A 20590-nucleotide genomic window follows, 5' to 3' on the forward strand; every position below is an offset into this window, starting at 1 on the left:
GCATTTTTATAGATTTCTCCATTCCGCTACGCGCCAGTCGAAATGACGACTTAATGCAATGACTTATACCACTTGCAAATTGCCAATTGCTTTTTGCAAGAAATTAGGTAAAATAACACTTTGAGTAAGCACAATTCTTGCCGGATCGTCTAAACTGTTTAACATATCAAGGTATTTTTGTTCGCCATGCATATCAACAATTGCTTTCTTCTTTTCCTCTTGAAGTAAATACATTTTCATGCCTACCGGATCAGCTTCGGGATGAAACTGTGTGCCGATAATTTCGTCAGTAAAGCGGATCGACATCATACAACGTTCTAAATCAACATGTTTCCGTTCTTTTTCAATGGCTAATAATTTTGCGCCCTTTTTCTCAAAAGCGTCAAAATCTGGCTCAATCACTTGCCAATCTCTACTATCAACAGAGAAGAAAGGATTAGTTATGCCATTAAAAATTTCGTCTTTTTCCCCATCCTCAGTTAAAGTAATCGGGAAAATTCCAAAAGCGTTAGAACGCCTTTCAGTTACATTGCCTAATCCATATTTTCTACAGGCCAGTTGAAAGGAATGACAGATCAGGAAAGCGTATTTTTTTCTTTCTTCATGATGCTGATTATATGCTTCAATCTGATCTAAAAGATCAAAAAAATCATTTTCCCATTTTTCACCTTTGCTTTCAATTGGACTGCCAGGGCCACCGCTAGAAATGTAAGCATCATACCCGATGTTGGGTATTTCGCCTTTTTGCCTTAAATCGAAAATATCGAAACTTAGGTTGACATTATTTTCATTTTTGAAACGGGATAAAATTTCCTGAATCCCCCGCATACCCTGATTAGGTGCACCGTTATTCAAGTCGATAACGGCTACCTTTAAGCCACTTTTATCCATTATAAAATTACTTTGCGCCTATAAGTGTTTGAGTAGTAATGTAATCTACCACCGCCTCAAAGTTACCAGTTTGTTGGTAAACCGCCAACTGTCTGTCGGCCCCTGTACCATGCTCTAAAATTTTGTGCACATAATTAATGTCTTCCCTGCAACCTAAATCATCTACCACATCATCCACAAAATCCAATAATTCCAGCACAAGGTTGCGGCAGTTTACTTCCATTTCCTTACCAAAATCGATTAGGTTTCCATCAATCCCGTAGCGGGCAGCACGCCATTTATTTTCGTTTATCAATGCTCTGGAGTAACTGATAAATTCCATGTTCTGTAAGCGCAGTTTATATAATTTGGCGCAAAGTGCCTGAAATAAGGCTGTAAAAGCCATTGTTTCATCAATTAACATCGGGCAATCGCAAATGCGGAATTCAACAGTATCAAAAAATGGATGTACGCGGATATCCCACCAGATTTTTTTTGCATTATCCATGCAATTGGTTTTGATGAGCAGTTTTACATAATTATCGTAGTCTTCTATGCTGTTGAAAATATCGGGAATACCTGTACGTGGAAATTTATCAAAAATTTTAGTTCTAAACGATTTGTAACCTGTGTTCCGCGATTCCCAAAATGGAGAATTGGTTGATAAGGCAAAAACATGGGGTAAAAAATACCTTACCTGGTTGGCGATATGAATGGCCAACTCGCGCGATTGAAATCCTACATGTACATGCAAACCAAAAATTAGGTTAGAACGGGCAGCTTCCTGCAGCTCGTTCACAATTTCATTGTAGCGCGGATGTTCTGTTATCAATTGCTTCTCCCAATGCGAAAATGGGTGAGTACCAGATGCACCAATTCTTAAACCCTGCTCGCCGGCAAGCTGCGATACCGTATAACGCAGCTGCGAAATTTCTTTACGTGCCTCGGTTGTATTTTTGCAGATTCCGGTACCCACTTCCACAACGGCCTGGTGCATTTCTGCTTTAACCTGGTCTTTATGTATTTTTTGTGCGGCCTCTACAATTTTTTGGTCGTGAGAAGTAAGCTCTCTGGTAACGGGATCAATCACCATATACTCTTCTTCTATGCCCAGCGTAAACTCGTTCATCCTAATTTTGATTAAAATATAAATCCCAATTATTTTTTTGCTGCAGCTTTTTTAGGTTTTGCTGGTGTTTTTTCGGTTGCTGCGGCTTTTTTTGGAACCGCGGTTTTAGCTACTTTTGGTGCTGTTTTAGCTATTAAGGGTGTGCCGCCTACTGAAGATTTAATGTATTCGCCCCAAGTTAAATTATCCTGACCGTCTTTTTGGGCTTTAGCCCTTTCTATGGCATAACTAGCAGTAGTTTCTACTACCCAGTCGAAATTTTCTTGTCCAACACTTTTAATATCAGCATCGGGGGCAGGGTTACAAAAATCAATTGCGATTGGCACACCATCCCGAACTGCAAATTCTACGGTATTAAAGTCGTAACCTAAATATCTGCATAGTTTCAAGGTATATTCCTCAACGGTTTTAAGCAGTTTCGGATCCGGCGATTTGCCTTCGGTGGCATAACGCAAATGGTGTGGATTACGCGGATCGTACTGCATAATACGAACGTGTTTGCCACCAATGCAATAACACCTGAAATATTCTTCGAAAATAATTTCTTCCTGCAAAAGCATCACGAGTTGTTGCGTGCCGCTATGTTTGTCGAAAAAGTCTTCCTTATCATGCAATTTATAAACATCTCTCCAGCCACCGCCATCATAAGGTTTCATATAAGCCGGAAAACCGGTGTATTCAAAAATGGCATCCCAATCTAAGGGCATGGTTAAATTAGAAAAACTTTCACCAGTGGTTCCTGTAGGATGTTCTCTTGATGGAATTAAAGCTGTTTTGGGTACGGGTACGCCAATTTGCTCTGCAAGTGCATTATTGAAAAATTTCTCATCTGCACTCCACCAAAATGGATTATTGATCACTGCGGTACCAGTAATTGCCGCATTTTTTAAAGATGCACGGTAAAAAGGCACATCTTGTGAAATGCGGTCGATAATTACCGAATAACCCAATGGTGCGTTCTGGAATATTTTGTCGATTTTAACAGCTTCGGCGGTAATGCCTTTTTCTGCTTTTTGGTTAATCCTTTCGATTACGGCTTCAGGAAAAGAACGCTCCTGTCCGAATAAAATCCCTATTTTCTTCATTGGTAAGTATTAAGTTTAATTCTTTAACTGGTTAATCGGTTAATTGTTTGATTATTATAGTCATCAACTCAAAACTTCAAATTCACGGCCCAATACTCTCCTATAGCTGTGCGATATAATTTGGAAACATCTCTCTCCAGATTGGCCAGTCGTGATCGGCATTTTGGCGGATATCCAGCCAGTGGTCAATTCCTTTTTTATTAAGGATTTCTGATAAACGTTCGTTATCGGGTTTACACATGTCGCGATCAGTTGTGCCCAAAACAATTTTCATGTAGTGCAGCTCCGGATTGCTGTTGTTTAAAAGGTAATCAACCGGATTGTTAAAATAAACGTCATCGTTGTAAAAACCATCTAACTGACCGGATATATCAAAGGCACCACTCATGCTAAACATGTGGCTCACCAGCCATGGGTGGCGAAACGCAAAGTTTGCTGCATGGTAACCACCAAAACTACAGCCAGCGGTAATAATTTTGCTATGCCCGGTTTCTTGCCGAGCCAATGGTGCAACTTCCTCCAGTAAATACTTGTCGTACCAGATGTGATTTTTTACCCGATCTGCGGGATGAATACTTTTGTTGTACCAGCTCAGTTTATCAACGCCATCAGGGCAATAGATTTTAATCTTTCCTTCATTGATAAATCCCTCAACAGAATCTATCAGTTTGAAATCCTTATTTTCAAAATATCGACCCATGCTTGTCGGGAACAGTAGGATAGGGATACCACCGTGACCAAAGATGAGCATGTCGATTTCGCCACTTAAATTCGGGCTGTACCATTTCTTATGTTCTTCTTTAACCATAATAACAATTGAATGATTTAAGGTATAAATTAAAATTTGTAAAACGAACAGTTTGAGTGCTAAAATTGAAGCAAATAAAACTGTATTGTAAAAATTAACCTATGATAATTAATAGTTTAGCAAGATTTGTACCTTTGCCCCGAATTCTGAGGCGATAGCCATGTGATAGGGGATTTTGAATATGATGTACACAACAATTTTATCAGTAAAGGTTAATAAAAGCAATTTTAAAATTCCATCTGCTTATTTAAAGCACGAGGTAGAAATAGATATTTACACACCTGAAGGTATTTTAGGGAATGAGAAAATAGAGCTCCTTTTATTGAATGATGGACAGGATGTGGCCAAAATGGATTTCAGGCGAATTTTAGAAGATGCCCACCATGGTAAAAGAAACCACAGATTAATTGTTGTAGCCATTAAGGCATCCGAAGATCGTATAATGGAGTATGGTGTGGCAGGTATGCCTGATTTTAAAGGCCGTGGCGCCAAAGCCGGTTTATATAGCGATTTCGTAATTAAAGAACTTTTACCTTTTGTTAAAAAGAAAATTGCCATGCCAATTACCGGTAAAACGGGTTTTGCGGGATTTTCTTTAGGTGGTTTATCGGCTTTTGATATAGCGTTGAACAATCATGCTGCTTTTGATGCCGTTGGTGTTTTTTCGGGTGCATTTTGGTGGAGGAAAAAAGACCTTGCCGAAGGTTATACGGATGCCGATCGGATTATGCATGCCAAGCTAGAAAGTTCATCTACCAAACCTGATATGAAATTCTGGTTAATGACAGGTACTGAGGATGAAAAGGCAGACAGAAATAAAAACATGATTATCGATTCGATCGATGATACTATCGATATTGTTAAAATACTTTTAAATAAAGGTTATAAAAGACCTGAAAATGTTTTTTATTATGAAAAAGTGGGAGGTAAACACGATGTTCCTACCTGGGAAAGCGTAATGCCTGCTTTTTTAGATTGGGCCTTTGAGGTTTAAAAATAATTTAGATTTTCCCCAAAAGAACATTCATTTTTAAACTCAGCTTTTTTGCGCCGATTTCATTCAGGTGATCACCATCGTAAAAATCTTGTGCCTGGAACGTACTATCTTGCAATAGGTTATAGTATTTGATGGTTTGATGCGCGCTATTTAATTTTTTGATGGTAGAAAGTGTGGCATTTAGTTGCTGTTTACTCAAATGTGTTACATAAGATTTATACGCCGGACTTGTAAATAATAAAATTTTGATGTGTTTTTGCTCACCAAATGCAATTATTTCATCCAATAAATGTAGGTTGGCGGCATATTGAAGGTTATTTTTCGCTGTATGCCTTGCTGCTGCTGCTGTTCCGCTTTTAATAAGATTTTTATGTTTTACTGCCTTATAGCTCCATCCCCAGCCTAAATTACTGCAACTGATATCATTTTCACCTTTGAGGTAATAACTGTAAAGATGAGATAGATTAACACCGAGTTTGTTGCTTAGCATTTCTGTACCGTTGAAAATCTTATGATCGGTGTTGATATCGTAATAAATGCGGTAATTTTTTGCCCGCCAGGCCTCCGGACTGTTCTCTAAACGGCCGTAAAATGAAAAATAATCCACCGGAATAACAATATATTTCAAGTTTTTCCATTTATGCTCATATTTTCTTAATATTTCGAGGTCGTAATCGAATGACTGTGAAATATAACTTGCGTTAAAACTCGATTTGATATATTTTGGATCAATGCCATAATAAACATGAGAACTGCCCAGAAATAAGGTGTTTACTTCCTCCGCATGGTGATCGAGGTAATTTTTTTTGTATTCATAATCGTTTGGAATTCTTCTGATCAGTAGTTCAAAAATAAAACCCATTAAAATTATCGGAAGGATAAAAACGCTTATGTACTGAATGAATTTTTTCATCACCATTAAAATTGAAAGTAAATAAATTGCTGTTCTGCACCTGCAAAAAAGAAAATCGCCAATACAAGGCCATAATAAATGCCCCATCTTATCGGTTTTGGCCACGATAAAGCAAATTTTGATATGGCGTATTGTTCCATCCTGCCCTTCCATTCTATCAGGATAAATAAGGCCATTAAAAGGAATAATTTAACAGGCAGTATTTCTGGAAGGCTGAAAAATGATTCGGAACCAATTGATGATAGGATATTAAATGCATGTTGAACAGAATTTGCCCTGAAAAATATCCAGGCAAAAACAGTTAACGCAAATGTTAATATCATCGAAATAAATTCTTTTAAGCTTGGAAAAGTCCGCCCTTGCGCAACAGTATCAAGGTTTGATCGGTTGGTATTAAAAATAATCGAAGGCATAATGTAAAGTGCGTTCAGCAGTCCCCAGATCATGAATGTCCAGTTTGCACCATGCCAGAAACCACTTACCAAAAAGATGATAAAAGTGTTCCGTATTTTTATCCAGGTGCCGCCTTTGCTTCCTCCCAGGGGGATATATAAATAATCTCTAAACCATGTAGATAGTGAGATGTGCCACCTGCGCCAAAATTCGGCAATATCTCTGGAAAAATAAGGGTAAGCAAAATTCCTCAGCAGTTCTATCCCAAATAACCTTGCTGTACCGAGGGCGATATCAGAATAACCGGAAAAATCACCATAAATCTGAAAGGCAAAAAAGATGGCACCAAGCAATAATGTACTTCCTGAATAATCTGCAGAATGGTTGAAAATTAAATTGGCATAATTGGCACATTGATCTGCAATCACAATTTTTTTAAATAATCCCCATAAAATCTGTCGTAAACCGTCAATTGCTTTACTGTAATCAAACGATCGTTCTTTTTTTATTTGAGGAAGCAAATGTGTTGCCCGTTCAATTGGCCCGGCTACCAGTAAAGGGAAAAAACTCACAAATAATGAATAATCAACAAAGTTTTTCTCTGCGGTTATCCGGTTTTTGTAAATGTCGATAACGTAAGATAAACCATGAAATGTATAAAAAGAAATCCCGACTGGCAAAATCACTTTTAGCGTCCATGGGTTTACCTGAAGGCCAAAATTGGCAATGGCTTCGGCAAAAGAATCTGCAAAGAAATTATAATACTTAAACACACCCAAAAAACCCAGGTTAATCGAGATGCTTAACCAGAACCAAAATTTTTTAGACTTGCTATTTTTACTTTCGGCCATCTTTAAACCTGTAAAATAATCCAATAGGGTAGAGAAGATGAGCAGAAATAGGAAACGCCAATCCCAGCAGGCATAAAAGAAATAGCTTGCAGCCAACAATAATAGGTTCTGGGCTTTTAAGCGTTCTTTTCCTAGTGCCCAGTACAGCACAAAAATAATTGGTAAAAAAACCGCAAAGCTAAAGGAGTTAAACAGCATAGCGTTAAAATTATACTTCGTTTAGGAATAAAATTAATGCTTTAAGCTATCTGGTTAATACCTTATTAAAAGTTGTACGGCTAATTGTTTAAAGGTGTAAAGTATGCTGTATAACTATTTTACGTACTCTTTATCATTGTATTTCAGAAAAATACCGGTGTCAAAAATGGTCCACAGGCAACTTTTTTGTCCGCATGATTTTAATGCTGCATTTGCCCAGGTATTACAGGTTCTAAAAATGCTATAACTTCCTTTTGCTTCATAAAAAGCATCACCGATATCGTAATGGATGTTCGATTTGACATTGATTAAATGCCCGGCGTCATTTTTTTTAAAACTCGCTAAGATGTATTTAATGAGCTGTTTGTATTGCGCTTTGCTGATTAGGATTTTTCTACAGTTCACATCTATCTGTACATTTTGGTAATAGGTAGTGTGCATTGCAGAAGTGCTTAAGCCAGAAATAGCCCTAAGGCCATTACTGAGTTTTAGATCCGAAAACTCGGGTGTTTCGAGGTAGAATTTTTTATCTCCCCAACCCATAGCCAGGTATTGGTACGTGCTATCGGCTTCCAGCGTATTCTTATAACTGATTTCTTTTGTCCAGTTAATTTCTTGGGTAACTGCCGGAACGATGATATCTGTATGTACACCATTCGTCATTATATAAATGGCAATTTCCTTTTTGTTTGCCGGGTTTTTATTGATGGTTATCCGGGAGAAACAAAAGGCGCAGAGAAAGTAAAACAGGATAAAACCTATCAGTATAAAAAGTGAATTTCGGGTATAGCGGAGAATCTTTTTAGTCATGCTTTTTAATATAAACTTCTCAATCTATGCCATTAATATACACAATGTTGATTGATACCCTAACGATGGCCTGCTATAATTTTTAAGGTAAAGGCAATTACCTCGTTTTTAAAATAATATTTGCCGTGCATTTCTTTCGGTAACTGCTCGTAGGCATCTCTAATGTTATCAACGATAAAATAATCAGGAAATTCTTTTTGTGAAGCGGAGTAGTGGTAAAACTTCATTTTCAGGTCAGCCTGTTCATAACCTGTTTCGGTTAAAAACCGGGAAGTTTTTTTGCTTTTAAAACCAACGGTTCTAATTTCGCTGGCTGCAATATAACCATCTGCCAAGGAAAGCTTAATGGTCATATCTTTGGTTTTACCTACATAGTATTCATATTCAAATGCTTTCTGTGCGAAAACGTAAGCAGGAGAAACCATTAAAATAAAACTGGCAATAATTATAAATGCTAGGGTTTTAAAAACTTTCATCAGGCATAAATTAAAACTTTCTATAAACAACTGGCTTATTTAATAAAGCTAGAAATAAAATTATTGTAGTGCTATCAATTTTGTTGATAAGCATATCGAAAAACATGATTTTTTGTGGCTACAACTTATATCTACCTTCATAATATGATAAAAGGACTATTTGAAACGCATATTTATGTTGAAGATTTGGCAAGATCGATAAATTTTTACAGCAATGTTTTGGGTTTAACGCAATGCCATTATGAAGAGGAACGCAAAATTGCTTTTTTCTGGATCGGCAAGCCGAAAGAGGCTATGCTGGGGATTTGGGAAAAGCCAAAGAATGAGATTGATATCAGGCATTTTGCTTTTAGCTGCGATGTGGATGATGTGCTAAACAAATCTGTCGTTTTTTTGGAATCTAAAAACCTAAAGCCCTACAATTTTCTCAACAATGGCAATCACGAACCGATGGTTTTTGCCTGGATGCCCGCTTTGGCTATTTATTTTAATGATCCTGACGGGCATGCATTGGAGTTTATTGCCATTTTAGAAGGGGCGGCAAGGCCTGGTTTGGGCGTAATTTCGTACCAGGATTGGTTGGCATTAGCAAATGATTAACCAGCAAGTTTCGATAAAGCCTCGGCGGTTGAACTTAGAAAGTTAATGTGGTTACCTTTATTGCTTTCGTAAATAAAATCTTTAATGCTTTTGCTCTGGTATGCGCTAAAATCGCCAATAATGGTTAGGCGTACCCGATAATTTGAAAACTTCTGAAGAATTTCTCCTGCCATTCCGTTTTTAAGATCAAAAAAAGCAGCTATAATGTTTTGTTGATGGATAATTATTTTGTCAAATCCCTGGTAATATAGGTTGCCCAATAAGTCTAATCCATCTTCTGCGTGCTTAATAATTAATTCTTCTGAAGTTACTTCGGCAATTTGAATATCTTTTACGGTATGGGGTATAATTTTCATTTGTTTTCGAATATGGATAGGTGTTTCGCTATGCTAAATTAAGTTTAATATTTTGAAGAAGTTTTTGCAAAAGATCATTCGGGAAATAAAAAAAGTATTGCTTTTCGTTCCATTTAAAAATGAGATAATTACAACATTATCATCATATTAAATAGTGAGAGATATAGTAGAAAATCCATTTCAAAACACTATCTTTGCGCCAAATTTGAGGCGCATTTTATGCAAAAGATTAGAAATATAGCTATTATAGCACACGTTGACCACGGCAAAACTACTTTGGTTGATAAGATTTTACATTCTTGTTCTATTTTTCGTGACAACGAACAAACAGGAGATTTGATATTGGATAACAACGATTTAGAACGCGAACGTGGTATCACGATTGTATCTAAAAACGTTTCGGTTCAATACAAAGACGTAAAAATTAATATTATTGACACTCCTGGTCACGCGGATTTCGGCGGTGAGGTAGAGCGTGTTTTGAAAATGGCAGATGGTGTACTTTTACTTTGCGATGCTTTTGAAGGTGCAATGCCTCAAACGCGTTTCGTAACGCAAAAAGCTTTAGCCCTTGGTTTAAAACCGATTGTGGTGGTAAACAAAGTGGATAAAGAAAACTGTCGCCCAGAAGAGGTTTATGAGCAGATTTTCGAATTGTTTTTTAATCTTGAAGCTACAGAAGAGCAATTAGACTTCCCTGTAATTTACGGTTCATCTAAACAAGGATGGATGAGTACTGACTGGCAAAAACCAACTACTGATATTTTTGCTTTATTGGATGCAGTTGTGGCTAACATTCCACCAGCACCAATTAACGACGGTACTTTACAGATGCAAATCACCTCATTGGATTATTCATCTTTCGTAGGTCGTATTGCAATTGGACGTGTTCACCGTGGTACAATTAAAGAAAACCAACCGGTTACTTTAATTAAACGCGATGGTAAAATTGTAAAAACAAGAGTAAAAGAACTATATACATTCGAAGGTTTAGGAAAAATCCGTACCACAGAAGTAAGTTCAGGTGATATTTGTGCAGTTGTAGGTATTGATGGATTTGATATTGGTGATACTATCGCTGATTTTGAAGCACCAGAACAACTACCTGTAATCAGCATCGATGAGCCTACAATGAATATGTTGTTTACCATTAACAACTCTCCATTTTTCGGTAAAGAAGGTAAATTGGTAACTTCTCAACGTATTAAAGAACGTTTGATCAAAGAAACTGAGAAAAACTTAGCTTTAAAAGTTGTTGAAACAGCATCTCCAGATTCATGGTTGGTTTACGGTCGTGGTATTCTCCACTTATCAGTACTAATCGAAACCATGCGTCGTGAAGGTTACGAAATTCAGGTTGGTCAGCCACAGGTTATCGTTAAAGAAATTGATGGTAAAAAACATGAGCCAATTGAAACACTAATTGTTGATGTTCCGGGTGAAGTTTCTGGTAAAGTAATCGAATTGGTAACTCAGCGTAAAGGTGAGTTGTTAATTATGGAGCCAAAAGGCGATTTACAGCATTTAGAATTCGAAATCCCTTCTCGTGGTATTATCGGTTTGCGTAACAACGTATTAACTGCTACTGCTGGTGAGGCAATTATGGCACACCGTTTTAAAGCTTACGAGCCTTGGAAAGGCACAATCCCTGGTCGTTTGAACGGAGTATTGGTTTCAATGGAAAAAGGACAAACTACTGCTTATTCAATTGATAAATTACAGGATAGAGGTCGTTTCTTTGTTGATCCGGGAACTGATGTTTACGAAGGTCAGATTATGGGTGAGCACATCCGTGATAACGATTTAGTGGTAAACGTGGTAAAAGGTAAAGCATTAACCAACATGCGTGCTTCTGGTACTGATGATAACACCCGCATTGCACCAGCAATTAAATTCTCTTTAGAAGAGGCTATGGAATACATCCAGGCTGATGAGTATATCGAGGTTACACCTGCTAGCATGCGTTTACGTAAAATCTATTTAACTGAGCAAGAACGTAAAGTTAAAGGAAAGCAATTTGCTTAATCTCTTAAAGGAGACTTAAAATATAGCTAATTAAAGCCTCGATGTAAATCGGGGCTTTTTTACGTTTAATGGTTTGGCATTGATAATTTGTAGTAAAGCAGCGATGAGGTTGTTAATTATAGGGGTTAAATATTTCTGAGCTACCAGCATAAATATATAGGAAATCAATTACTGTCGATTTTTTAATTTTAGTTCTTCTTTTGTTAAATCTTATTTGATAAATCAGCGAATATGATAACAAGAAGGTTTATAAAATATGGGCCGTTAAATAGGTTTGGATGCTATTAAGCTAAGCAATAACAGTAGGTAAGTGCCTGTTAATAAGCAATTTTTAATCAAGACAGTCGTTTTTTGTCATGGTTTTTTCATAAAACTTGTGGGAATAAAAAACTAACAGTTTGATGGCAATTGATTTTAACCGCGACTGTAATTTTGCATTTATAAAAGCAAACTAATTTTCCCACATCATGATTAATAAAGGGTTATCCAAAGCGGGTATATTTTTATTAAATATGCTCTCGCTATTGCCATTATTTATTTTATACCTACTGGCAGATGCTTTTTATGTATTGATGTTTTATGTTTTTGGTTATAGAAGAAAAGTAGTCAAAGAAAATCTCAATAATGCATTCCCCGAAAAAAATACCGCTGAGATTTATGCTATAGAAAAGCGATTTTATAAATTTTTGTCGTCTCTTTTTATCGAAGTGATCAAAATGAAAAGTATTTCTAAAAATGAGCTGAATAAAAGAGTAAGGTTTAAAAATAAGGATCTGGTAGAGGCTTATCTTAAAAACAACGAGAGTGTACTTTTTTGCTCTTCCCATTATGGAAATTATGAGTGGGTTTGTATGGCCATAGGCTTAAACTTCTCGGGCGAACACTACCCAATTTATAAGCCACTGAGCAGTGATGTTTTTGATAATTGGTTTTTGACCATGAGGAGTAAATTTGGTAACCATATGGTATCCATGCGTCAAACTTTACGGGCTATTCAATCCAGTAAAAATAAACCAACCATGTTCACTTTTGGTAGCGACCAGGCCCCGGGAAAAGAGGAATCGAATTATTGGACAACTTTTTTAAATCAAGAATCATCTATTCAGTTAGGGGTAGAGAAAATCGCCAGGAAAACCAATCGTCCGGTTTTTTATTTAAAGATAAACCATTTAAAAAGAGGTTATTATGAGGTAGATTGTGTGCCGATCTGCTTAAATCCTTCCGAAACTGCCGAATTCGAAATCACCGAAATGCATACACATTTCTTAGAGGATATGATAAAAGAAGCGCCTGCTTATTGGTTGTGGAGCCACCGCAGGTGGAAGTACAAACCTGAACCAAAAATTTCTGCAATCATCCAAAGGGATGAAAATATGATGGATGCAATTGCGTAAATTCATCTTTTTGTCTTATCTGGAAAACTAACATTTTCATGGCATAATTTTTTGACTTGCTTTTTAAATTAGCATTTCAACTTATTCTGGTATGATTAAAAAGGGGATTTCCCATCTGGGGATATTTTTTTTAGGCGTATTATCTTTGCTTCCATTATCTGTATTATACGTGTTGGCTGATGGCGCTTACTTACTGCTGTATTTTGTTTTCGGCTATCGCCGCAAAGTAGTGAGAACAAATTTATTAAAGGCCCTTCCTAATAAGTCATTAAAAGAAATTATCACTATAGAAAAACGTTTTTACCGCTATCTGGCTTCTTTGGTTTTCGAAGTAATTAAGATGAAAAGTATTTCGACAGAGGAAATAGAAAAGCGTTTTATATTTCACAACAAGGAGCAAGTTCAAAAATACTTGGATCGGGGTCAAAGCGTATTGATCTGTGCTGCACATTATGGCAACTGGGAATGGGGTACTTTGGGTATTGGACTTAATTTTAATGCAGATCATTATCCAATTTATAAGCCATTAACAAATCCTACTTTTGATAACTGGTTTAAAAAAGTGCGCAGTAAATTCGGAAATAAATTAATTGCCATGCGCCAAACCATGAGGGCTTTACAGGCGAGCAAAGATAAGCCGAGCATATTTAGTTTTGGGAACGATCAGGCACCTTCAAAAGATGAATCACATTATTGGACAACTTTTATGAATCAGCCGAGTTCTGTTCAATTGGGTATAGAAAAAATTGCTAAAAGAATCAATCAGCCAATATTTTATTTTAAAATCAATATACTTAAACGGGGCTTTTATAGTGTAGATTGTATACCGCTCTGTTTAAATCCGGCCAAAACTGCTGAATTTGAAATTACAGAAATGCATACCCGTTTTTTGGAAGAAATGATCAAAGCCAGGCCTGAATATTGGTTGTGGAGCCATAAAAGGTGGAAATATCAACCTAAAAATGCCAATTCTTTTGCAACAAATGAATTGGCTAAGCAGGCATAAATACCTAAATATTTTATATTTGCCTGTACAACGCCTATCTAATGAAGATCTTAAAAAAAACGCTTTTAATCTTAATTTATACTTTTTTCTTCTCGCTGTTCGTACTATTCCTTTGGAAGCCTTATTTATTAAATGTTATAAAGTATAGAACTCCAAATGCAGAAACGTATAAAATCTTTCCTCAGGAAGTTTCGCGTAAAAGTGACTCCATTTTTCATTTTATCAGAACTGGTAAGCAACGTGATGATTTAGATACACTCCATGTTTTGGATGGTGACAATCAATCTATTCCATTAAAAGAATATATAGAAAACGGAGAAATCAATCTTTTTATGGTGATCAGGAACGATAGTGTGCTATACGAAAGGTATCATAATGGATATAGCGATAGCACGCTAACAAGTATATTTTCTGGAGCTAAAAGTATAATTTCCATCATGATTGGTCAAGCTTTAGAAGCTGGTTCAATTAAAAATTTAAATGATAAAGTAACCAGATACATTCCCGAATTGAAATCAAATCCTGCTTTTGAGCAGGTTACGTTAAAAAATCTTCTGGAGATGAAATCCGGACTGGAATTTCAGGATGCCTTGGGTGGAATTGTGAAAGCATTTTTTTCGGATGAGGCCAAGTATTATTATACGGATGATATGAAGGCACAGCTGATGAAAGTTAAGCTGGCAAATAAACCCGGCACAGTTTGGAAATACAAGAGCATTGACCCGATTTTGTTAGGCTGGGTTTTAAAAAATGCAACTGGGAAATCGGTAGCGCAATACTTTGAGGCGAATGTTTGGCAGAAAATTGGTGCAGAATATAATGCTACCTGGGGTTTAGATCAGGTTGATGGTTTAACAAATACCGCAAGCCGTTTTCAGGTTACGGGCATTGATTTTGCAAAAATTGGGCGATTATTTCTAAATAAAGGCAGATACAATGGAAAACAGGTTTTACCGGAGCGTTGGGTTAATCAATCAATCAATATCGGTAAAGAAATACCTGCCTCTGCCAAAGGTTGGCAAAAGTCTGCACATCATTATCTCTGGTGGATTCCGCAGGAAGGAGAAAATGGTGATTACGCGGCAGAGGGGATGCTTGGGCAAAGGTTATATATAGATCCTAAAACAAATACAATTATTGTACAGTTTGCAGATCACGGTGCCGGCAATTATCCTTACCGTAAAATCAGCAGGTATTTAAGCGGTTTGCCATTTAGTTATCCCAAGTTTTAACCGCAAAGCGCGCACTACTGTTTTTTTCTTTTACTTCTTCGCGTAAAACTTAGCGGCCTTTGCGGTTAAATTTTTAAAATGGTAAATTGCCTCTACATGGAAAACAATGATGTAAAAATTTCAAAAAAGAAGCCGATTTTTCCGGTTACACCTGCTTTGCAAAAATATTTGCGCACTTACCAGCGTGAAGCAAAACTACCCATTGGTTACAATGATTTAATGCAGTTTAACGAGGCTTTCCCTTTAATGGATAAGTTTGGTAAAGATTCACTTTGGGAAGGCCCTATCTATGCGCAAGACTTAATTGAAACCTTACATGATGGTTTGAAAGAAATTTACGCCAACCTAAAAGCTTCAGGAAACCTGAGAATTGTAGAGCACAAGTACATTGATAAAATTGAATATTGTACCTTCGGAAATACCCATCCTTTCCGTATCCGCATTGTAAACCGTTTAAATGATGTTTACGATTATTTTTATATCAAGAAAGCCGATGCCTCGCGTATTTATGGCCTGGAAATGGAAGAAATTCTTTCGCCAAACCAAGTAAATTATCTTGTTGATGGCAATACTTTGGTTGAGGAACACATTGCAGGAATTCCGGGTGATGTTTTTACCAAAGGCCAGCTGTATACTCCTGAATTTAACCCGACGCGTATTGCAAAAGAGTTTGTAAAGTTTAACGAGCGTTGTTTAATTATGCTTTTGGGCGACATGCGGGCCTATAATTTTGTGGTACAGATTACGCCTGATTTTGATGATATTCAATTCAGGATCCGTGCAATTGATTTTGACCAGCAATTTTATGAGGGAAATTTAAAGGTATATCTGCCCCAGTTTTTTAAGGAGAACCTGCCTTATGTAAAAATGAGCATGGAACAGTTAACTGAAAAAACAGTGCTGCAATATCAACAGGAAGAAAGATCATCGATTGTGCACCGAGTACGGAGTGAAAGGCACCGGTTAACCGATTTAAGAGATGTTTCGAATAAAGAAGAATTAACCACCCCTGAGAACATCGCTTTGCTAAAACAAAGTATGAGTGATTATTTTAAGGATACAAACTACCTGCGTTGTAAAACCATGACTGATATTATTGAATTGAACATTAAAAATATCATCAGGCAAGTTAAGTTATAAGTGTTTAGGTAACATCTTCTGGAACACAGAATAAAAATAAAAACGGCTGGCAATTTGCCAACCGTTTTTGAGTGAATCTAGAAAGAGCGTCCAAAGTTTTTAGGCGTGTTGCCCTTCATGAACACCTTCGGCAAATTCCTCTACAATTTTATCGTTAAAAGCAGGTAAATCTTTTGGTGTGCGGCTGGTTACAAAACCTTGGTCTACCACAACTTCTTCATCAGACCAAATGGCTCCGGCATTGATTAAATCCTGTGAAATATTTTTCACGGATGTCATTTTTCTACCTTGAACTACATCAGCATTAATTAATGTCTGTGGTCCGTGGCAAATTGCTGCTACAGGTTTTCCATCAGCAAAAAATGTTTTTACAAAAGCAATTGCATCTTCATTAACACGTAACTGATCCGGGTTAATTACGCCGCCAGGTAAAAGCAAACCATGATAATCCTCTGCATTTGCTTCAGAAATAGTTTTATCTACATCTACTTCGATCGACCAGTGATCTTGATCCCAAGCTTTAATTTTTCCACTTTTTGAGGAGATAATGTGAACGGTAGCTCCTTCTTCTTTTAACCTTTTAACTGGTTCGGTTAATTCTACTTCTTCAAATCCGCTTTCTGAAAGTACAGCAATAGTGCGGTTACTTAATTGTCCCATAATCTTTAAATTTTTAATAGGTGATGTATTAAAGACAGTTGAGGAAAATTATTGTTTTTATAAATTTGAGATTAGGGGGAAGATATGCCTAGCCGGATCGTTGTACTGAACTTGTTTCAGCATCTTTTTTTAGAGATAATAGTAATCCTAGTTTAGGGATCAGTTCTGCATATTTTCAAGCCTGACAGATTCTGAAGTAAGTTTAGAATGACAGACAAATATTAGTCATTTGTTCTACGGTGCTTAACAAAATATAAGGCCAGATTACTAGCAATAACGATGTGGTTAAAAATATTAGGAATTAGGCCATAATATTTGGTGAATATTTTAAACCGTTCTTTTAAACTCTCTCGGTGTTTTTTCTTGCTCATGCCGCCTACAAGGTATTTGGCTACATAGCGGTGAACATTTACAATATTAGATGCTTTTTTTGCTGCTTTTATAATCCAATCAATATCTGAGCTGTATTTATAAGTTAAATCATAAGGCGTAATAATGCTTCTTCTGATATAAATCGCCTGATGGCTTATATTCATGCCATATTTAAAACTGGTCCAATCGAATTTTTCTGGTGCTTCATGCCTTCTTCGGCCCAGGTTTTCCCAGTTGTCGTTGTACATTTCAGTCTCTCCATAATAAATGTCGGCGCCTGGAGCCGATGCAAAAACATCTTCTACGGTATGGTTATCATAAATCTCATCTCCTGAGTTCATAAATAAAACATAATCGCCTGTAGCTAATGCCAGCCCCTTGTTCATGGCATCATAAATACCCTTATCGGGCTCCGATACAATTTTAGTAAGCTGATCCTTATAACGCTGAACAACCTGTAAAGTGCCATCTGTTGATGCTCCGTCGATTACAATATATTCAATTTTTTTATATGTTTGGTTAAGAACAGATTGGAGGGTACGTTCGATATCGCGAACGTTATTGTATACAATAGTGATGACTGTTAGCTTTGGCAAGGGATGGCTTTTTTGGATTGGAGTAAATTTAATAAAGATTACTCAATTTTTCTTTCCAGATGTAAAAATGAAGTTATGTAAACAATTCGTTTTTCTTAAGCGTAATGGGGGTACCAAATGCGATTTAGTCTAATCCATTAGTTTTTTCAAAGTTTCAACATCCGGTAATAGCCCTTTATAGGCTTGTGGTAATTCATTGCTGGTTTTGTAGGTAGAAACACCCATGGCTTTATTAAAATCGCGAAATGAAAATTCTACAATCTTATTTTTCTTTTCTTTGCAAAGTATTATGCCTATTGAGGGTTGTTCATGTGGCTGTTTAATGTATTCATCCAATGCGGATAAATAAAAATTCATTTTACCTAAATATTCAGGCTTGAATTTCCCGGTTTTCAATTCAAAAACAACCAAGCATTGTAAACGGCGGTTAAAAAATAATAGATCTAAAAAATATTCTTCTTCTTCAACAATCAATCTGTACTGGTTACTGATAAAAGCAAAATCAGAACCTAAAGACATTAAAAACTTTTTAACATTATGTACGATTTCACTTTCTAAAACGCGTTCATCATTTTCGTCAGCATCTTCAATATTGATGAAGTCCAGTAAATATTCATCTTTAAAAGCTTGTAATGCTTTCTGTCTTATATCATCATTGTAAATTGTTTTTGAAAAGTTGTTAGGTAAACTGCCAAAATTGCTAAATGATTTATTTTTGAGCTGGTGTTTTAGCGTAGCTAAACTCCAAAATTCGGTTGCTGTTTTTTGGATGTAGTATATCTTTTCATCCAAGGTTTCAGTACTTTGAACTAGCTCAATGTGATGTGAAAAACTAAGCTTAAAGAAATGATTTTCAATTTGGGCCAACAGTGTTGGCCTAATTTTAAATAGCTCATGATCAGTGTTTTGTAATTTGGTCAACACTGTTGGACTAAATACAAGTTCCTCAATGTCAATATTTGAAGTTAAGCCTTTTACCAATGGCTCAATAAGAAAATATTCTTGCCATGATTCGAAAAAGAATCTCATTCTTTTAATCCCTGTTGCCGAAAATCCACGTAGGCCTGGTAGTTCAGCCTGTAAATCGGTAGAAAGGTTATCAATAACTTTTGCACCCCATTTCTCTTTCTTTATCTTTTCTGAAATGAATTTACCAACGGTAAAGTATAATAGTAAAAGTTCCTTATTTACTAAAGTAGCAGCTTTATACCGACTTGATAAAATTGCTGATTTTAATGCTTTAATACTTTCAGAATAATTAGTGATGCTTTCCATTTAACAGTTTCAGAGGATATAAATTAATAAAGTTGACAGAATTTATGTTTGTTAAAACGAAAATGAGATTTCGCAAACCAAAATATAAATTTCTTAAAAGATTAACTCTATTTCGGCTGTAAATCAATCAATGTTTCGTACAAATGAATATGTTCTGCCGCAATTACTTCTTCGGAGAAATCAGTTAAAATGCTTAGCCTTGCTGCTTTTTGTATTTCTTCTTTATTCGGGCGGTGGTAAAGCCATTCAATTCCATTTGCCAGGTCCTCTGCATTCTGATATTCGGCCAGGTAACCGTTTTGCATGTGTTTAACCATATCCGGAATACCACCTGTGGTAAAAGCAACAACAGGTGTAGCACATGATAAACTTTCCATCACAGTATTCGGCAGGTTATCTTCTAATGAAGGGGTAATAAAAGCATCTGCAGCAGAGTAACATTTGGCTAAATGGTCATCTTTATTAATGGTGCCTAAAAAAGTGGTTTTAAAAGGAAATTCTGGCATTTCGGCATTTTCTTTATTGCCGAAGATCACGATTTCGATATTTTCTTTCTGTATTCCAGCCCTTCGGGATAAAATTTCTAACGCTTCAATTAAATAAGGCGTTCCTTTGTGTTTATCATTTTTTGAGGGCATAAACCCGCTCATCAGCACAAATTTGTCCGGATTAATCTTAAGGATTTTTTTAGCTTCTGATTTAACGTAGGGTTTAAAAATTTTTGTTTCAATGGTATTTGGAATTACGGTGGCTTTTCTGGTGCCCAGTAAACTGCTAAATTTTATTGAAGCAGCCATCCATTTGCTTGGTGCAACAATGTGAAAGTTTAAAGCGGTATAAGCTTTTTGCTTGCGTAGCCAGGTTTTGTGCGAAATATCATCTTTGCCGCTAATTTTCAAAATCGGGCAATTGCCACATTGTTGATGAAAGTTTTCGCAACCATAACGCACGTGGCATCCACCTGTAAAGGCATTACTATCATGAAATGTCCATACAATTGGTTTTTCCAGTTCATCAAGCTGCGCCAAAAATTTTGGGTTAAGAAAACCGTGGTTTACCCAATGTAAATGAATAATATCGGCATTTTTAACATCGGGATGGTTAATTACCGAACGGCCAAACCACTGTAAACTAAACGGTGTTTTTACCGATTTACTTAGCCATTTGGCGTAATACCTTTCGGATAAAATGTTATAAATGGCTTTTGCTTTTTGGAAAGGTGAATTGCTAAAAGTATCTATTTTTGGGTTTTGGCCAAATTTGTAGTAAACCAATACTTTTGAATCGATCCCATTGGCCTTTAGGGCGTCACTTAAGCGCAAACAGGCACGCCCTGCTCCGCCATTTCCATCATAGGTATTTAGGTGTACAACTTTCAAATCAATCAAAAATACATTTTATTGT

20 protein-coding genes are annotated in these 20590 nt (G+C 36.4%); 7 read left to right on the plus strand and 13 right to left on the minus strand.

Features of this window, described 5'->3' with window-relative positions; genetic code table 11:
- Positions 1-63 precede the first annotated feature (63 nt).
- The 4 genes from ACZZZW_RS04280 to ACZZZW_RS04295 form a co-directional block, all read right to left on the minus strand.
- Positions 64-891 carry a type 1 glutamine amidotransferase gene (locus tag ACZZZW_RS04280; RefSeq protein ID WP_463492371.1) on the minus strand — a complete coding sequence of 276 codons (828 nt, stop codon included), beginning with the start codon at positions 889-891 and terminating at the stop codon, positions 64-66.
- A 7-nt stretch (positions 892-898) separates the two neighbouring features.
- Positions 899-1999: a carboxylate-amine ligase gene (locus ACZZZW_RS04285; RefSeq protein ID WP_055908745.1), complete on the minus strand. Its 1101-nt coding sequence runs from the start codon at positions 1997-1999 to the stop codon at positions 899-901.
- A gap of 29 nt (positions 2000-2028) precedes the next feature.
- Positions 2029-3084, minus strand: coding sequence for an ATP-grasp domain-containing protein (locus tag ACZZZW_RS04290; protein WP_463492372.1), 1056 nt, complete (start codon positions 3082-3084; stop codon positions 2029-2031).
- Positions 3085-3184: 100 nt separating this feature from the next.
- The gene (locus tag ACZZZW_RS04295) at positions 3185-3892 is read right to left on the minus strand and encodes an esterase family protein (protein WP_463492373.1); all 708 of its coding nucleotides are present in this window, start codon (positions 3890-3892) and stop codon (positions 3185-3187) included.
- A gap of 181 nt (positions 3893-4073) precedes the next feature.
- Between ACZZZW_RS04295 and ACZZZW_RS04300 the strand changes: the two genes are divergently transcribed.
- Positions 4074-4886: an alpha/beta hydrolase gene (locus tag ACZZZW_RS04300; RefSeq protein ID WP_463492374.1), complete on the plus strand. Its 813-nt coding sequence runs from the start codon at positions 4074-4076 to the stop codon at positions 4884-4886.
- A gap of 7 nt (positions 4887-4893) precedes the next feature.
- Here the strand turns inward: ACZZZW_RS04300 and ACZZZW_RS04305 are convergent, their stop codons facing one another.
- From ACZZZW_RS04305 to ACZZZW_RS04320, 4 genes are all read right to left on the minus strand, one after another.
- Complete coding sequence (locus ACZZZW_RS04305) at positions 4894-5802, minus strand: hypothetical protein (RefSeq protein ID WP_463492375.1); 909 nt, start codon at positions 5800-5802, stop codon at positions 4894-4896.
- Positions 5803-5807: 5 nt separating this feature from the next.
- Positions 5808-7244, minus strand: coding sequence for an MBOAT family O-acyltransferase (locus tag ACZZZW_RS04310; RefSeq protein ID WP_463492376.1), 1437 nt, complete (start codon positions 7242-7244; stop codon positions 5808-5810).
- Positions 7245-7358: 114 nt separating this feature from the next.
- Positions 7359-8054, minus strand: coding sequence for a TIGR02117 family protein (locus ACZZZW_RS04315; protein WP_463492377.1), 696 nt, complete (start codon positions 8052-8054; stop codon positions 7359-7361).
- A gap of 59 nt (positions 8055-8113) precedes the next feature.
- The gene (locus tag ACZZZW_RS04320; protein WP_463492378.1) at positions 8114-8530 is read right to left on the minus strand and encodes a hypothetical protein; all 417 of its coding nucleotides are present in this window, start codon (positions 8528-8530) and stop codon (positions 8114-8116) included.
- Between the two features lie 144 nt (positions 8531-8674).
- On the opposite strand from ACZZZW_RS04320, the gene ACZZZW_RS04325 reads away from it, so the two are divergent.
- Complete coding sequence (locus ACZZZW_RS04325; protein WP_463492379.1) at positions 8675-9130, plus strand: VOC family protein; 456 nt, start codon at positions 8675-8677, stop codon at positions 9128-9130.
- Here ACZZZW_RS04325 and ACZZZW_RS04330 read toward each other — a convergent pair.
- Positions 9127-9486, minus strand: a complete 360-nt coding sequence (locus tag ACZZZW_RS04330) for a DUF4180 domain-containing protein (RefSeq protein WP_463492380.1) — start codon at positions 9484-9486, stop codon at positions 9127-9129. The genes ACZZZW_RS04325 and ACZZZW_RS04330 overlap by 4 nt on opposite strands.
- Before the next feature lie 219 nt (positions 9487-9705).
- Between ACZZZW_RS04330 and typA the strand changes: the two genes are divergently transcribed.
- The 5 genes from typA to ACZZZW_RS04355 all read left to right on the plus strand — a co-directional run bounded on the left by typA (position 9706) and on the right by ACZZZW_RS04355 (position 16283).
- Complete coding sequence (gene typA, locus ACZZZW_RS04335; protein ID WP_463492381.1) at positions 9706-11511, plus strand: translational GTPase TypA; 1806 nt, start codon at positions 9706-9708, stop codon at positions 11509-11511.
- 467 nt (positions 11512-11978) lie between these two features.
- Positions 11979-12905 carry a lysophospholipid acyltransferase family protein gene (locus ACZZZW_RS04340; RefSeq protein ID WP_463492382.1) on the plus strand — a complete coding sequence of 309 codons (927 nt, stop codon included), beginning with the start codon at positions 11979-11981 and terminating at the stop codon, positions 12903-12905.
- A gap of 91 nt (positions 12906-12996) precedes the next feature.
- Positions 12997-13911: a lysophospholipid acyltransferase family protein gene (locus ACZZZW_RS04345; protein WP_463492383.1), complete on the plus strand. Its 915-nt coding sequence runs from the start codon at positions 12997-12999 to the stop codon at positions 13909-13911.
- A 41-nt stretch (positions 13912-13952) separates the two neighbouring features.
- The gene (locus ACZZZW_RS04350; protein ID WP_463492384.1) at positions 13953-15143 is read left to right on the plus strand and encodes a serine hydrolase domain-containing protein; all 1191 of its coding nucleotides are present in this window, start codon (positions 13953-13955) and stop codon (positions 15141-15143) included.
- A gap of 96 nt (positions 15144-15239) precedes the next feature.
- Positions 15240-16283 (plus strand): hypothetical protein, encoded by a 1044-nt coding sequence (locus ACZZZW_RS04355; protein ID WP_055908699.1) that lies wholly within the window; start codon positions 15240-15242, stop codon positions 16281-16283.
- Between the two features lie 99 nt (positions 16284-16382).
- Here the strand turns inward: ACZZZW_RS04355 and ACZZZW_RS04360 are convergent, their stop codons facing one another.
- The 4 genes from ACZZZW_RS04360 to ACZZZW_RS04375 form a co-directional block, all read right to left on the minus strand.
- A complete protein-coding gene (locus ACZZZW_RS04360; RefSeq protein WP_463492385.1) occupies positions 16383-16943 on the minus strand; it encodes a type 1 glutamine amidotransferase domain-containing protein in 561 nt (186 codons plus the stop codon).
- 221 nt (positions 16944-17164) lie between these two features.
- Entirely contained in the window at positions 17165-17911 is a 747-nt protein-coding gene (locus ACZZZW_RS04365) for a glycosyltransferase family 2 protein (RefSeq protein WP_463492386.1), read from the minus strand.
- A 129-nt stretch (positions 17912-18040) separates the two neighbouring features.
- Complete coding sequence (locus tag ACZZZW_RS04370; RefSeq protein WP_463492387.1) at positions 18041-19186, minus strand: PDDEXK nuclease domain-containing protein; 1146 nt, start codon at positions 19184-19186, stop codon at positions 18041-18043.
- 107 nt (positions 19187-19293) lie between these two features.
- Complete coding sequence (locus ACZZZW_RS04375) at positions 19294-20574, minus strand: glycosyltransferase family 4 protein (protein ID WP_463492388.1); 1281 nt, start codon at positions 20572-20574, stop codon at positions 19294-19296.
- Positions 20575-20590 lie beyond the last annotated feature (16 nt).

The organism is Pedobacter sp. AC379, assembly GCF_979258145.1.

Excerpts from the sequence above, each read along its gene's own strand:
- ACZZZW_RS04280 (WP_463492371.1), bottom strand. The coding sequence starts at position 891 with ATGGATAAAAGTGGCTTAAAGGTAGCCGTTATCGACTTGAATAACGGT.
- ACZZZW_RS04285 (WP_055908745.1), bottom strand. The coding sequence starts at position 1,999 with ATGAACGAGTTTACGCTGGGCATAGAAGAAGAGTATATGGTGATTGAT.
- ACZZZW_RS04290 (WP_463492372.1), bottom strand. The coding sequence starts at position 3,084 with ATGAAGAAAATAGGGATTTTATTCGGACAGGAGCGTTCTTTTCCTGAA.
- ACZZZW_RS04295 (WP_463492373.1), bottom strand. The coding sequence starts at position 3,892 with ATGGTTAAAGAAGAACATAAGAAATGGTACAGCCCGAATTTAAGTGGC.
- ACZZZW_RS04300 (WP_463492374.1), top strand. The coding sequence starts at position 4,074 with ATGATGTACACAACAATTTTATCAGTAAAGGTTAATAAAAGCAATTTT.
- ACZZZW_RS04305 (WP_463492375.1), bottom strand. The coding sequence starts at position 5,802 with ATGAAAAAATTCATTCAGTACATAAGCGTTTTTATCCTTCCGATAATT.
- ACZZZW_RS04310 (WP_463492376.1), bottom strand. The coding sequence starts at position 7,244 with ATGCTGTTTAACTCCTTTAGCTTTGCGGTTTTTTTACCAATTATTTTT.
- ACZZZW_RS04315 (WP_463492377.1), bottom strand. The coding sequence starts at position 8,054 with ATGACTAAAAAGATTCTCCGCTATACCCGAAATTCACTTTTTATACTG.
- ACZZZW_RS04320 (WP_463492378.1), bottom strand. The coding sequence starts at position 8,530 with ATGAAAGTTTTTAAAACCCTAGCATTTATAATTATTGCCAGTTTTATT.
- ACZZZW_RS04325 (WP_463492379.1), top strand. The coding sequence starts at position 8,675 with ATGATAAAAGGACTATTTGAAACGCATATTTATGTTGAAGATTTGGCA.
- ACZZZW_RS04330 (WP_463492380.1), bottom strand. The coding sequence starts at position 9,486 with ATGAAAATTATACCCCATACCGTAAAAGATATTCAAATTGCCGAAGTA.
- typA (WP_463492381.1), top strand. The coding sequence starts at position 9,706 with ATGCAAAAGATTAGAAATATAGCTATTATAGCACACGTTGACCACGGC.
- ACZZZW_RS04340 (WP_463492382.1), top strand. The coding sequence starts at position 11,979 with ATGATTAATAAAGGGTTATCCAAAGCGGGTATATTTTTATTAAATATG.
- ACZZZW_RS04345 (WP_463492383.1), top strand. The coding sequence starts at position 12,997 with ATGATTAAAAAGGGGATTTCCCATCTGGGGATATTTTTTTTAGGCGTA.
- ACZZZW_RS04350 (WP_463492384.1), top strand. The coding sequence starts at position 13,953 with ATGAAGATCTTAAAAAAAACGCTTTTAATCTTAATTTATACTTTTTTC.
- ACZZZW_RS04355 (WP_055908699.1), top strand. The coding sequence starts at position 15,240 with ATGGAAAACAATGATGTAAAAATTTCAAAAAAGAAGCCGATTTTTCCG.
- ACZZZW_RS04360 (WP_463492385.1), bottom strand. The coding sequence starts at position 16,943 with ATGGGACAATTAAGTAACCGCACTATTGCTGTACTTTCAGAAAGCGGA.
- ACZZZW_RS04370 (WP_463492387.1), bottom strand. The coding sequence starts at position 19,186 with ATGGAAAGCATCACTAATTATTCTGAAAGTATTAAAGCATTAAAATCA.